Source organism: Sphingomonas sp., assembly GCF_036677245.1.
Lineage (GTDB): Bacteria > Pseudomonadota > Alphaproteobacteria > Sphingomonadales > Sphingomonadaceae > Allosphingosinicella.
The window spans coordinates 1-13357 of the sequence record NZ_JAKFCG010000088.1; the positions used below are offsets into that span (position 1 = coordinate 1).

General features: G+C 65.7%; 15 protein-coding genes. 9 read left to right on the forward strand and 6 right to left on the reverse strand.

Going from position 1 to position 13357, the window contains the following annotated elements:
- The first annotated feature begins 345 nt into the window (after window positions 1–345).
- Both V6M48_RS10475 and ligK read left to right on the forward strand, forming a co-directional pair.
- Window positions 346–591 (forward strand): KTSC domain-containing protein, encoded by a 246-nt coding sequence (locus tag V6M48_RS10475; protein WP_332812486.1) that lies wholly within the window; start codon window positions 346–348, stop codon window positions 589–591.
- Between the two features lie 68 nt (window positions 592–659).
- Window positions 660–1334, forward strand: coding sequence for a 4-carboxy-4-hydroxy-2-oxoadipate aldolase/oxaloacetate decarboxylase (gene ligK, locus V6M48_RS10480; RefSeq protein ID WP_332812487.1), 675 nt, complete (start codon window positions 660–662; stop codon window positions 1332–1334).
- 81 nt (window positions 1335–1415) lie between these two features.
- On the opposite strand, the gene V6M48_RS10485 is transcribed toward ligK, so the two are convergent.
- Window positions 1416–2699 (reverse strand): hypothetical protein, encoded by a 1284-nt coding sequence (locus tag V6M48_RS10485; protein ID WP_332812488.1) that lies wholly within the window; start codon window positions 2697–2699, stop codon window positions 1416–1418.
- A gap of 135 nt (window positions 2700–2834) precedes the next feature.
- Between V6M48_RS10485 and gtdA the strand changes: the two genes are divergently transcribed.
- The gene (gtdA, locus tag V6M48_RS10490) at window positions 2835–3917 is read left to right on the forward strand and encodes a gentisate 1,2-dioxygenase (RefSeq protein ID WP_332812489.1); all 1083 of its coding nucleotides are present in this window, start codon (window positions 2835–2837) and stop codon (window positions 3915–3917) included.
- The gene (locus tag V6M48_RS10495; protein WP_332812490.1) at window positions 3910–4668 is read left to right on the forward strand and encodes a fumarylacetoacetate hydrolase family protein; all 759 of its coding nucleotides are present in this window, start codon (window positions 3910–3912) and stop codon (window positions 4666–4668) included. Before gtdA ends, V6M48_RS10495 begins: the two co-directional genes overlap by 8 nt.
- Before the next feature lie 19 nt (window positions 4669–4687).
- On the opposite strand, the gene V6M48_RS10500 is transcribed toward V6M48_RS10495, so the two are convergent.
- A complete protein-coding gene (locus tag V6M48_RS10500) occupies window positions 4688–5725 on the reverse strand; it encodes an LLM class flavin-dependent oxidoreductase (RefSeq protein ID WP_332812491.1) in 1038 nt (345 codons plus the stop codon).
- A gap of 141 nt (window positions 5726–5866) precedes the next feature.
- On the reverse strand, window positions 5867–6712 hold the full coding sequence (locus V6M48_RS12895) for an NAD(P)-dependent oxidoreductase (protein ID WP_443019091.1): 846 nt from the start codon (window positions 6710–6712) through the stop codon (window positions 5867–5869).
- Window positions 6713–6807: 95 nt separating this feature from the next.
- On the opposite strand from V6M48_RS12895, the gene V6M48_RS10515 reads away from it, so the two are divergent.
- Window positions 6808–7092 carry a hypothetical protein gene (locus V6M48_RS10515; RefSeq protein WP_332812492.1) on the forward strand — a complete coding sequence of 95 codons (285 nt, stop codon included), beginning with the start codon at window positions 6808–6810 and terminating at the stop codon, window positions 7090–7092.
- Window positions 7093–7102: 10 nt separating this feature from the next.
- A complete protein-coding gene (locus V6M48_RS10520; RefSeq protein WP_332812493.1) occupies window positions 7103–7327 on the forward strand; it encodes a DUF6894 family protein in 225 nt (74 codons plus the stop codon).
- Between the two features lie 33 nt (window positions 7328–7360).
- Here V6M48_RS10520 and acuI read toward each other — a convergent pair whose 3' ends face one another.
- Complete coding sequence (gene acuI / locus V6M48_RS10525) at window positions 7361–8353, reverse strand: acrylyl-CoA reductase (NADPH) (RefSeq protein WP_332812494.1); 993 nt, start codon at window positions 8351–8353, stop codon at window positions 7361–7363.
- 255 nt (window positions 8354–8608) lie between these two features.
- Between acuI and andAc the strand changes: the two genes are divergently transcribed.
- From andAc to V6M48_RS10540, 3 genes are all read left to right on the forward strand, one after another.
- Complete coding sequence (gene andAc, locus V6M48_RS10530) at window positions 8609–9895, forward strand: anthranilate 1,2-dioxygenase large subunit AndAc (protein WP_332812495.1); 1287 nt, start codon at window positions 8609–8611, stop codon at window positions 9893–9895.
- Complete coding sequence (andAd, locus tag V6M48_RS10535; protein WP_332812496.1) at window positions 9892–10398, forward strand: anthranilate 1,2-dioxygenase small subunit AndAd; 507 nt, start codon at window positions 9892–9894, stop codon at window positions 10396–10398. The genes andAc and andAd overlap by 4 nt, the downstream gene beginning before the upstream one ends.
- 212 nt (window positions 10399–10610) lie before the next feature.
- Entirely contained in the window at window positions 10611–10955 is a 345-nt protein-coding gene (locus tag V6M48_RS10540) for a PilZ domain-containing protein (protein WP_332812497.1), read from the forward strand.
- Here the strand turns inward: V6M48_RS10540 and V6M48_RS10545 are convergent.
- The gene (locus V6M48_RS10545) at window positions 10952–11398 is read right to left on the reverse strand and encodes a YaiI/YqxD family protein (RefSeq protein WP_332812498.1); all 447 of its coding nucleotides are present in this window, start codon (window positions 11396–11398) and stop codon (window positions 10952–10954) included. The genes V6M48_RS10540 and V6M48_RS10545 overlap by 4 nt on opposite strands.
- A 156-nt stretch (window positions 11399–11554) precedes the next feature.
- The gene (locus V6M48_RS10550; protein ID WP_332812499.1) at window positions 11555–13144 is read right to left on the reverse strand and encodes a peptide chain release factor 3; all 1590 of its coding nucleotides are present in this window, start codon (window positions 13142–13144) and stop codon (window positions 11555–11557) included.
- Window positions 13145–13357: the final 213 nt, after the last annotated feature.

The window sequence follows — 13357 nt, forward strand, 5'->3', positions numbered from 1 at the left end:
TGATCTTCATCTCTTGCGGAATGATGTCCTGACGCTCTGCCACCTGTCTGCTCCTCTTGTGCTGGTCTGGTACCGGCCGGTCATTTCTCCCGCCGCTGGAGCGCCCTTACCGCGCGCGCGCGCTAAGACCTAGAGCAGGCTGCGATGAGAGGAAATCACAGCCTGCTCTATGGCCTTTGATGCCGCATTGCGACTTGGGAAAAGCCGGTACCCACCTTTTCGCGCAATGCTCTGGGAGCAGTCGTTGGATTCGGTCTGGCCCGAATCGGATTCGGACTGGCACTGGCGGCGGAACGACTGAGTCTTCAATCACTTGAGGCCTGATTCTTCGAGCGAGAGTCAATTATGCGTGCGGCCAAGCTGAACTCGAGCGCCATCGCGCGGATCCTCTACGACGATGAGGCGCGCACGCTCAGCATCTGGTTCCACGGCAGCGGCCGCTACGTCTATTTCGACGTGCCCCGCGAGGTCTTCGATTCGCTGCGCGACGCCCCGTCGGCGGGCCTTTATTTCCGCGACAAGGTCAAAGGCCGCTATCGCTGCATCTCCGATCCGGACCGCAAGCGCTTCCGCCCGGCCGACGCCGCGTAGCGCAATCGGCCCGCACGATTGAAAAGCACAGCGGCGTCGGCCATCCTCGTCGAGGATTGGAGGCGCGGATGGACAATGTGGTGGTGCAGCATGTCGAGCGCGCCGATCGCTCGGTCATTGACGGCCTGGCCGAGTGCGGCGTCGCGACCGTCCACGAGGCCCAGGGCCGGTTCGGGCTGCTCGCGTCCACCATGCGGCCGATCTATCCGGGCGCGCGCGTCGCCGGATCGGCGGTCACCATCTCCGCGCCTCCCGGCGACAATATGATGCTGCATGTCGCGATCGAGCAGCTCCAGGCCGGCGACATCTTGGTGCTCGCGCCGACCGAGCCGTGCGACCACGGCTATTTCGGCGAACTGCTGGCGGTCTCGGCGATGGCGCGCGGCTGCCGCGGGCTGGTGATCGACGCCGGCGTCCGCGACGTGCGCGACCTGAAGGCGATGGGATTTCCGGTCTGGTCCAAGGCGGTGTTCGCGCAAGGAACGGTCAAGCAGCGCCTCGGCGCTGTCAACGTCCCCATCGTCTGCGCCGGCGCTGCCGTTGCGCCGGGCGACGTCATCGTCGCCGACGACGATGGCGTCTGCGTGGTTGAGCGCGTGCGCGCCGGCGAGGTGCTGGCAAAAGCCAAGGCGCGCGAGGCCGCGGAAGTGGAAAAGCGGGAGCGGCTCGCCGCCGGCGAACTCGGGCTCGACATGTACGATATGCGCGGACAGCTCGCCGAGCTCGGTCTCAAATATATCTGAAGCCGACGTGGCGGCGCCTGAGCGTTTGTTGTCGCGTGATCTTTTGCGAAAAACCGGTACCCACTTTTTCGCATCACGCTTTTAGGCGAGCGTCGTCAGGTCGACCCGGCGATTGTCGGGCTTGTAGGGCGCGGGCGCCACTCTCGCCCTGATCTCGCGCTGCGGCTCGCCGGGCTCGCCCCAGACCACCACGACCTCGGTCCCGGGTTCGCTGTGCGCCACGTCGATCACGCACAAGGACAGCATCTCGCGGTAGAAATAGCTGTAGCCGCGCGACGTCGCGACTCCGACCTCCTTGTCCCCTGCGAGCACCTTGTCGGCATACATGAAGCCGCGCTGGTCGCGCGGCATCTCCATGAAATGGTAGGGCTTGCCGGCGCGGAACAGCGACGCATAGACGTCGACGACGTCGTCGGCGTTCCACACCAGGGTGCGGATCAGGCGGCGCGGATTGGCGACCTCCTCCTCGAGCGCCTCGCGGCCGAGGAAATCATGGTCGAACTTGACGTTCTTGCCCCAGCCGAGCTCGACCGGGCTGCGGTACCAGGCGCTGATGTCGTCCGCCTGGAAGCTGCCCGCGATGTTGAAGGTGGCCGAGGAGGGCGGCATGTTGCCGCGGAACTCGGCGAGATATTCGACCATGTCCTCGTCGAAGATCGCCGGCATGTAATCGGTGATGATCGTCGGGAAGCAGGCTTCGAGATGGTTGATGAACACCGCCCGGCCGCCGAGCCTGCGCAGGTCATATTCGCGGCCCGCATCGAGGATCGCCTGATAGACGGTCGCGGCATGGTCGGCGGCGCCCTGCAGCTCGAAGCCGGGCTCGCCCGACATGCCCTGGCGGAGCGCGGTCACCGGCACGCCGGCGATCTCGATCTGGCCGTTGCGCATGAAGCCGATGTCGCGCAGCCGCTGGCCGCTCGCCTTCTCGATCACCGCGATCGCGTTCGGCCCGGCGACCTGGAAGTTGAAGCTGTCGCGCGCGCTCGAACGCGCATCATAGCCGCCCTGGCGGAGCAGATAATCGACCCAGAAGGTGCCGCGGCCGAACATCCGGAATGAATCTTCGGAGAGGCGGGTGACGATCCCTTCGTGGATCACCTTGCCGTTCCTATTGCAGTGGATGACGTGCTTCGACTGGTCGATGTCGAACTTGGCGAAGCTGTTGACCGAGCAATCCGAAAGCAGGCGCAACGCGTCGGGGCCGCTGAAGGTCCGATCCCACAGGAAGGACCAGTCGCCGATATAGCAACTCTCCTTCCACGACATGCTCTCGTCGAGCCAGTCGGTATATTCGGGAAGGCCCCAGCGCGTCGTGAAATAGCCCGGCGGAGTCGAGCGCATGTCTTCGATGTTCGCAGCCATCAGCGGCTTCCTCTCGTTTATGCTTCAGCGTGATGCGCGATCGAAGGACGGTCAAGCCTGCCGCTGCAAAACTGTTCCCACCGAGAGGTTTACCATCTAGGCTGCGGGTGGAGCGGATGCAGGATGGATGATGCCATGAACATGGATGTTGCCACCACGGACGAAGGCTTTGTCGAAACCGTCGACCGCGAGGCGGAGGCGGCGCGCTCGCCTTTCTACGGACGCGCGCAGGCGCTCAATCTCGCCCCCTTGTGGCGGGTGCTTGGCGGGCTCGTCACCGAGGAGCCGAAGTCGCCTGCCGTCCCTGCGCATTGGGCCTATGCCGACGTCCGCCCCTATTTGATGGAAGCCTGCGACATCATCTCGACCGAGGAGGCCGAACGGCGCGTCTTGGTGTTCGAGAACCCCGGCCTGCCGGGCCAGTCGCGGATCACGCCGAGCCTGTTCGCCGGCTACCAGATCATCCTTCCTGGCGAGGTCGCGCCGGCACACCGCCACATCGCCTCCGCCTTGCGCTTCATCATCGAAGGCAAGGACGCCTACACCGCGGTCGCCGGCGAGAAGACGATGATGGAGCCGGGCGATTTCGTCATCACCCCGTCCTGGACGTGGCACGACCACGGCAATGAATCGGACGGGCCGATGGTCTGGCTCGACGGGCTCGACATGCACATCGTCAATTTGCTCAGCGCGAGCTTCCGCGAAGGCTATGGCGGCAAGGTCCAGGAGCTCCACCGGCCGGAAGGTGCGGCCCTGGCCGAGACCGGCTGCAACATGCTTCCCGAAGGCTATGTGCCGCCCTCGCAAAGCTCGCCGATCTTCAACTATCCGTACCGCCGCACGCGCGACGCGCTCGATCAGGTCAGCCGCACGCGCAACCCCGATCCCTGCCACGGCCACAAGATGAACTATATCAACCCGGTCACCGGCGGGCCGGCGATGCCGACGATCACGACCGCGATGCAATTGCTGCCCAAGGGCTTTTCGAGCCAGCCCTACCGCTCGACCGCGGGCACGATCTTCTCGGTCGTCGAAGGCCGCGGCCGAGTCAGGATCGGCGACGTGAAATTCGACTTCGCGCCGCAGAGCCTGTTCGTCGTGCCGAGCTGGTGGCCGATGACGTTCGAGGCCGCCGAGGACGCGATCCTCTTCTCCTACTCGGATCGCGTGGTGCAGGAGAAGCTCGACTTCTTTCGTGAAAGGCGCGGCAATGACTGATTTGGGGGGTGACCAGCGGGCGGATTGGGTGATCGCGCCGCCGCGCCAGGCCTGGGTTCCGATCGCGGGCGGCGGCCGCTTTCCGGTGCGCCGCGTCTATTGTGTCGGGCGCAATTACGCCGAGCATATCCGTGAAATGGGCGGCGACGAGCGCCAGCCCCCCTTCTTCTTCCAGAAGCCGGCCGACGCGATCGTCCACGATGGCGCGGCAGTGCCCTATCCGACGCTGACCAAAGACCTCCAGCATGAGATCGAGCTGGTGCTTGCGATCAGGACCGGCGGCAGCGCGATCGCCGAGGCGGACGCCGCCGCGCACGTGTTCGGCTTGGCGGTCGGCATCGATCTCACCCGCCGCGATCTCCAGGTCGAGGCGCGCAAGGCCGGGCGGCCGTGGGAGATCGGCAAGGCATTCGACCATTCCGCGCCGATCGGCCTGCTCCGGCCGCTCGCCGGCGCTGCGCTCCCGGTCAGCGGCGCGATCAGCATCAATGTCAACGGCGAGACCCGGCAGCAGGCGGACCTCGGCGACATGACCTGGAACGCCGCCGAGATCGTCGCCCAATTGTCGCGTCACTATCGGCTCGAGCCGGGCGATCTGATCTACACCGGCACCCCGGCCGGGGTCACCGCGGTCGCGGTCGGCGACAGGCTCGAAGGCCGGGTCGCCGATCTTCCGCCGCTGCGCATCACGATCGCCGCGCCCGAGGACGAGGCCGCGCCGGCCGAACGAATGCTCGCGGACCCTGCCTAGCGGCGGCCTGCTCTAACCGTCACGCCGTTGCCGCGGCGCGGCTTGGCGCGAAAGCCGAGATGACATGTTCGCCGAACAGCTCGACCGAGCGCCGCCCTTCGTCGAGGCTGATGTTGCCGAACATGAACCAGGCGGCGAAATAATTGATGCCGGTCTTCTCGACCTCTTCGTGGACCCAGTTCCGCACCTTCTCGGGCGAGCCGGCAAAGCCGTTGCCGATCTCCTGGAGCTGGTCCCAATCCTCGGGGTAGATCGACTCGACGAACGGCACCGGCAAGCCATTGTCGTACCAGAGCTTGGCGAAGCTATCGTGCCACATCTTATAGCCGCGCTTCGCGATCTCGCGCGCTTCCTTGTCGGTTGGAGCGACCACCACGTGCCGCGACACGCCGATACAGGGTAGTGCCGCCTCGGGCTTGCCGAGCTTCTTCCATTCGGCCTTGAAGCGATCGGCAATCGTCTTGACCGGATCGGAGAGACCAAGGGTCAGCACGTTGGCGTCGTTCGCGGCCGCCCAGACCATCGAATCGGGGTGCAGCGCGCCGTACCAGAGCGGCGGATGCGGCTGCTGATAGGGCCGGATCGTCATCGGCACCTTGTCATACTGGAAATTGGTGCCGCTATAGCTGAGAACGTCGCTCTGCAGCCCCTTGAGGACGATCTCCAGGCCCTCGCGGTAGACGGTCGCGGTCTCGGCGAGGTTGACGCCGTAGAAGGCCTGCTCGATCGGCGACACGCCGCGCCCGACCCCAAGCAGCAGCCGGCCCTTCGACATCTGGTCGAGCATGCAGATCTCCTCGATCAGCCGGATCGGGTGATAGAGCGGCAACAGATAAACCATCGGCCCGAAATGCAGGCGCTTGGTGCGCTGCGCGACCGCTGCGAGATAGACGCTGGGTGACGGCGCGAAGCCGAGCGGCGTCCCATGATGCTCCGCGACATGGTAGCCATAGAAGCCGCAGCGGTCGTAGACCTCGGTCATCTTGAGCCGGTTCTCGAGATGAACAGCGAGCGGCTCGCCGCTGTCGTCGACATGATCGAAGCCGCCAAATTTCATCGACATCCCTCCCCTTTTTTTCGGGCTTCGGCCGCGCGGCCGGTCCCTCGCCGTCGACTTGTTCCTCATTTGAAGAGGCGAGTCGAGAGACGAATGCGTTAGCCACGCACGTAAAGTCGGATTCCCGGATTGGGAGCGCTGTCAGCTTTTCGAGATCGCCACCAGCGCGTCACGGATCAGCGGTGCCGCCTTGTCCGCAAGCGGTGCCGCCACGCCGGCACCGGCCGCGAGCGCCTGGGCGAGCTTGACGTCCTTCTCGGCGATCGTGCCCTGGACCGCGACCGAGGCGCGCCGCACGGCATCGCCGGGATCGCTGCGATAGGCGAGGAACACGCTGGCAGCCGGGGTCAGCAAGCGGTTGCGCGTCATCACCGCCAGCAATTTGTCGACCGGCACGCCCGCGCCTTCCGCGATCGCGATCGCCTCGATGGTCGCGAGCACCGATCCCCACGATACGAGATTGTTGCAGGTCTTGAGCGCCATCGCCGAGCCGTGCGGGCCGGCGTGGACCTGGTCGGTCGCGAAAGCAGCGATGATCGTCGCGAGCCGCCCCGCGAGCGCTTCGCTGCCGCCGGTGATGCAGTAGACGAACGGCCCGTCGCGGGTCATCTCGGTGCGCGTGACCGGCGCTTCGAGCACGTCGACGCCGACGGCGGCGGCGCGCTCGGCGAGCGCAATCACGGTCGCCGGGCGGATCGTGCTGTGGAGCATCAGCACTGCGCCGCGCTTCATCACCGGCAGCAAGGCATCGGCGCAGGCGTCGACCTGCTCGTCGTTCTGGACGGCGATGGCGACCACGTCGCTGCCGCGCCCGGCCTCCGCGATGTCGCCGGCAAGCTGCGCCCTCCCCTCGAACTCGGCCATCGCTTCCGGCCGGACGTCGTGGACGATGAGCTCGAGCGGCAGCTTGGCGAGCTCGCGCACCTGGGCCGCGCCGAGACTGCCGAGGCCGACGAAGCCCACGCGCTTTATGTCACTCGCCATCATCCGCTCCTTCTCCGATCGCCGGCCGCTCCAAGCGCGTCACGAACCTGTCTCATCTTGGCGCTACGCCGATCCTGCATCAAGGAGCGGACCGGACCATGAGGATCGACCAGCAACATTCGCACGACCAAGCCCAAGACCGAGAGCGCCACTATCACGTCGCGCGCGCCCGAGCCGAGCTCGACAGTGCCTATCGCACCGAAAAGCAGGAAGCGAGCGAGCGCCACATGCAGCTCTGCACCTTGCACCTGCGCGAGGCGCGCCTCCACCGCGCGCCGCTCGCCGGCCCTGCCGCCAAGGAATATGACTGGCTGGCGGACCTCGCCCATTTTCACTCGAAATGCCTGAGGCCGTCCTCAACCGACAATGATCCTCGGCGCTGAGGACGATTCGATGCCACATTATCGATTCCGCCGCGCCGGCGGCGCGGACAAGCGCGCGCTCTGCGCCCGGGATCTTCCCGACCTCGGTTCGGCGCGAAGCGAGGCCAAGCGCCTGCTCGCGGCCAATACGGCGGACGCACCGCGCGATCTCGCGCGCCGCATCGAGATCGAGCAGGTCGGCGCCGGCGTGGTCCTGGTCGTGCCCTTTCACGAGCCGGTGTGGACCGACTGCTGAACGGCCCACACAGGGTGCCACGCCGCTGGCGACTTAACCGTTGACGTCGATCACGATCCGGCCGCGCACCTGGCCTGCGAGGATATCCTTGCCGAGCTTCGGCAGGTTCGCCATCGACGACACCTCGGTCATCGCATCGAGCCGGTCCATCGGCAGCACGCGCCCCAGCCGCTCCCAGGCTTCGGCGCGCTCGGGCATCGGGCACATCACCGAGTCGATGCCGAGCAAAGCGACGCCGCGCAGGATGAACGGCATCACGCTGGTGTTGAGCTCGCGCCCGCCGGCGAGGCCGCAGGCGGCGACCGCGCCGCGATATTTGGTCTGGACGAGCACCGTCGAAAGCGTGCTTCCGCCGACCGAATCGACCGTCGCCGCCCAGCGCTCGGCGTCGAGCGGCCGCGACGGAATGGTCGAAAGCTCGTTGCGGTCAACGATCTCGCTCGCCCCAAGCCCGCGCAGATAATCGCCCTGCTCGGGCCGGCCCGTCGAGGCCGCAACCTCGTAGCCGAGCTTGGCGAGCAGCGCGACCGCGACGCTGCCGACGCCGCCGGCGGCGCCGGTGACGAGCACCTTGCCCGCAGCCGGGGTCACGCCGTGGCGCTCGAGCGTGTTGATCGCGAGCATCGCGGTGTAGCCGGCGGTGCCGATCGCCATCGCGCGCTTGGTGTCGATGTTGTCGGGAAGCTTGACCAGCTGCCCGGCCTTGACCCGCGCCTTTTGCGCATAGCCGCCCCAGCGGCTCTCGCCGATCCGCCAGCCGTTGAGCACGACCTTGTCGCCCGCCTTGAGCGCGGGATCGTTCGACTCCTCGACCGTGCCGGCGAAATCGATACCCGGCACGTGCGGATAGTTGCGCACCAGGCCGCCGATGCCGCTGACGATCATCCCGTCCTTGTAGTTGATCGTCGAATAATCGATCCGGACGAGCACGTCGCCTTCGGGCAGATCGCTGTCATCGACCTGCTCGACGGCTGCCTGGATTTTTCCGTCACTCTCGCGCAGCATCAGCGCACTGAATTTCGCCATTTCGCTCTCCCAGATCGTCGCCGGCACCTGCCGCGCCCTTGGCGGCCCTAAGCAAGCCCATTGCTGCCCGCAAGTGCGGAGCGCTGGTCCCTGGACCGAACCGACCCGCGTTGCGTTGGGAGCCTCATGACGCGGAGTGTGCGGTGACAGGCACCGATCGCCGCTTCAGGAAAATCGCAGCATCGGGCGCACGCGCGATTTGCCAAAGCTGCGGATTGGACATAGCGTTCGAACACTTAGCCGGAGGAGTCGGCCATGACCGCACATCGCCCCGTTGCTCGAGACAATGCCGTCGTCAGCTTTCCGCGCGAAGACGGCTCGCGTGTCCCCTACAAGGTGTTCAGCTCGCAGGAGGTCTATGATCTCGAGCAGGAACGCATCTACCGCGGGCCGATCTGGAGCTTCCTCGGCCTCGAGGCCGAGATCCTCAACCCGGGCGATTACAAGAGCACCTTCGTCGGCGACACGCCAGTGGTGATGACGCGCACGGAAGATGGCGGGCTCGCCGCCTGGGTCAACCGCTGCGCGCACCGCGGCGCAATGGTCTGCCGCCACCTGCGCGGCAACGCGGCCACCCACAATTGCGTCTATCATCAGTGGAGCTACGACAGCCGCGGCAATCTGATCGGCGTCCCCTTCCAGCGCGGCAACAAGGGCGCGGCCGGGATGCCGCCAGATTTCGACCGCAAGGACCACGGGCTGCGCCAGCTTCGGGTCGAATCGTACAAGGGCCTGGTGTTCGCGACGTTCAGCGACAGCGTCGAGCCGCTCGCCGAATACATTGGGCCGGAGATGTGCGGCTATGCCGACCGCATCTTCCACAAGCCGATCGAATATCTCGGCTGCACCCGGCAATATTCCAATTCCAACTGGAAGCTCTATTTCGAGAACGTCAAGGACCCCTATCACGCGAGCCTGCTCCACCTGTTCCACACCACGTTCAACATCTATCGGGTGGGCATGGAATCGCGGGTCCGCGCCGGCGGCAAGCACGACCTCCACAGCATCCTGATGTCGATCAAGAAGGAGGAAGGCGACACGTCGGCGGCCTATAAGGACCAGAAGATCGCGAGCTACGACGAGGGCTTCAGCCTGCGCGACGACAGCATCCTCGCTTTGGTTCCCGAATATGAGCTGCTGAGCACCAACCACATCCAGCCGATCTTCCCGCAGCTCGTCATCCAGCAGATCCACAACACCCTGGTCGCGCGGCAATTGCTGCCCAAGGGCCCCGACCATTTCGAATTGGTCTTCCATTTCTTCGGCTATCAGGACGACACGCCCGAGATGCGCGCGCTGCGCATCAAGCAGGCCAATCTCGTCGGCCCGGCCGGCTATATCTCGATGGAGGACACCGAGGCGACCGAGCTGGTCCAGCAGGGCACGCATCGCGACGGCGAGGATTATTCCGCGATCGACATGGGACGCGCGGCGGGCAAGGAGGACAGCCTGATCAACGAGCATCTGATCCGTAGCTTCTGGCGCGGTTACGCCAAGCTGATGGGCTTCGAGATGGCCGACACGGTGGGCTTGCCCGCGTGAGCACCAACGGCGGCGGGGGCACCAACGGATCGGCGTTGCGGCTCGAGATGCTCGAGCTCCAGGACCGCTACATCGCCACGCTCGACAGCGACCGGCTCGAAGCCTGGCCCGAATTGTTCGTCGAGGATTGCCTGTACGAGATCATCCCCAAGGAGAATTACGACCAGGGCTTTCCGGCCCCGGTGATCCGTTGCGACAATCGCGACATGCTGCACGATAGAGTGATCTCGCTGCGCAACGCCAACATCTACCAGCCGGCGATCTACCGGCATTTCATCTCCGGGCTGACGATCGTCAAGCACGACGCCGGACAGCAGGACGAGGTCGAGATGGAATCCTCCTATCTGGTGATCAACACCAGCCAGATCGGCGAATCGACCGTCTACCAGGCCGGCCGCTATCTCGATCATGTCGTGCGCACCGGCGAGGGCTGGCGCTTCAAGCGCAAGCGGGTCGTCTACGACACCTCGCGCATCCAGACCCTGCTCGCGATCCCGATCTAGATACTGATCTCGGCCCCGGCGGATTTTACCGTAAACGGCGCTTACCGCGGGTTAGCGGCGGTGGGCGAAGGTGTGCGCCCAGAGCCTGATCGTTGAGAGGTGGAAGCGCTTCGCGCTTCCGTCGAAAGCGTGAATCAGGCTCTTCGATATGGTTGAGACCTTGATTCACGTTTCAGGCACAGCCTGAAACGATCAAGGTCGAGGAGACGAGGATGCACGCCAGCCCGGCGCTACACGGCCCGCAAGACCGACTGCCCGTTCCGCGCTGGCCGCGCGCGACGCTGACCCTGCCGGTGTTCGTCGAATGCTGGGGACGCAAGCTGGTCGCGCATATCCGCAACATCTCGGCCGGCGGCGCGATGGTCGCAACCGCGGCGCCGCTCGCCAGCGGCATGAAGGTGGTGCTGAGCTGTGGGTCGATCGAGGCGGCCGGCGTCATCGTCTGGGGCGAGCAAGGCCGCTACGGCATCAAGTTCGACGCCCCGATCAGCCAGGCGCTGATCGACGAGCAGCTCTCGCGATCGCGGGCGGTGGCGAAGCGTTTCAAGCCCGATTAGCCCCGCTTCATCCTGACCAGCGCCTCGTCGAGGCTCGACAGGAAGCGCGAGCGGTCTTCCCTGGCGAACGGCTTGGGGCCGCCGACGATATCGCCCCCGGCGCGCAGATCGCTCATCAATGCGCGCGTCGCGACCGCATTGCCGATGTTGCTGGCATCGAACCGCCGCCCGGTCGGCGTCAGCACGATCGCCTTGCTCTTGATGCAGCGTTCGGCGAGCAGGATGTCCGCCGTGACGACGATCGTGCGCGGCGAGGCCTGCTCGGCGATCCAGTCGTCCGCCGCGTCGAATTTATCGTCAACCACCACTCGCGAGAGCAATGGGTGGTCGGGGATGCGCAGATGCTGGTTGCTGACGATCGCCACCGGCACCTCGTGCCGATAGGCGACGCGGTAGATCTCTTCCTTGACCGGACAGGCGTCGGCATCGACCAGGATGCGCATCAACTTAAATCCTCCCCTGCCTTTGCAGGGGAGGGGGACCATGCACAGCATGGTGGAGGGGCCAGCCTTCAGCGCTGCCTCCAAGGGCCCCTCCACCGCTACGCGGTCCCCCTCCCCCAGAAAACTGGGGGAGGAATGAAGTGGCGGCCCGCACTTTCAGCTGCGCTCCTTGGTGGCGGTGAAGCGGATGTTGGGGTTGCGGCTCTCGTGGAAATTGAGCTCCCACAGGTCCTTGGCAAGGAACACCGGCGCGGAATCGCGGTCCATCGCGACCGCGCTCTTGTGGGTGTCGACGAACGCCTTGAGATCGGCCGGCGCTTCGGCCGAGATCCAGCGTGCGGTGTCCCACGGCGAGGCCTCGAAGCGCGCGTCGACCTTATATTCGGCCTCGAGCCGCGAGATCAGCACCTCGAGCTGCAGCTGGCCGACGACCCCGACGATCCAGTTCGCGCCGAGCGTCGGGTAGAAGACCTGGATCACCCCCTCCTCGGCCATGTCGTCGAGCGCCTTCCTGAGCTGCTTGGTCTTGGTCGGATCGACCAGCACCACCCGGCGCAGGATCTCGGGCGCGAAATTGGGCAGGCCGGTGAACTGGATCGCGGCGTCCTCGGTCAAGGTGTCGCCGACCCGCAAGGTGCCGTGGTTGGGAATGCCGATGATGTCGCCGGGGAAGGCCTCGTCCGCCAGCTCGCGGTTCTGCGCGAAGAACAGGATCGGGCTGTGCACCGCGATCGACTTGCCGGTCCCCGGCTGGAGCAATTTCATGCCGCGCTTGAAGCGGCCCGAGCACAGCCGCATGAACGCAACCCGGTCGCGGTGCTGCGGGTTCATGTTCGCCTGCACCTTGAAGATGAACCCGGTCACCGCGGCGAAATCGGGATCGACCGTCCCCGAGGCGGAGGGCTGCGGCTGCGGCGATGGCGCGCGTTCGGTGAGCGCCGCGATCAGCTCGGCAACGCCGAACTCCTTGAGCGCCGAGCCGAAGAACACCGGCGTCAAGTCGCCGCTGAGATAGGCGTCGCTGTCGAAGGTCGGATAAGCGGCGAGCGCGAGCGAGGCTTCCTCGCGCAGATGCTCGAGCGCCTCATTGCTGATCGCCTCGCCGAGCTTGGGGTCGTCGAGCCCGTCGAACGCCAAGGTCTCGCCCTCGAAGCTGCCGCTGTCGCTTTTGGCGGGCAGGCTGAGCTTGTTCTCGCCGAGATCGTAGATGCCTTCGAAAGTGCCGCCCATGCCAACCGGCCAGCTCATCGGCGCGACATCGAGCTGGAGCACGTCGGCGATCTCGTCGAGCAGCTCGAACGGCGCCTTGCCCTCGCGGTCGACCTTGTTGATGAAGGTGATGATCGGCACGTTGCGCAGGCGGCAGACCTCGAACAATTTGCGCGTCTGCGCCTCGATGCCGCGCGCCGCGTCGATCACCATCACCGCCGAATCGACCGCGGTCAGCGTGCGGTAGGTGTCTTCGGAGAAATCCTCGTGGCCCGGCGTGTCGAGCAGGTTGAAGGTCACGCCGCGATGCTCGAACGTCATCACCGAGCTGGTCACCGAGATGCCGCGCTGCTGCTCGATTTTCATCCAGTCCGATCGCGCGCGCCGATTGGCGCCGCGCGCCTTGACCTCGCCGGCGAGATGGATCGCGCCGCCGAACAGCAGCAATTTCTCGGTCAAGGTCGTCTTGCCCGCGTCCGGGTGCGAGATGATTGCGAAGGTGCGCCGGTCGGGACGGCCGGTCGGTCGGTGCAGCATGTCAGGTGGTTTTCCGCGAATGTCCGTTGGCGAGCGCACATAGCGATTGGCCGCGCCGATTGCGAGCTTATGCGGTTGACCCGTTAACCGCTGGACGCGTACAAGCCGGGCCGATGACCTTCGATCGCATCCTTTCGGCCTCCCCGCGCGCCCTCGGCGCCGCGGCGGCGCGTGCGTCCCAGAACGTCAAAGCGGCAGCAGCGGTATTCGTAG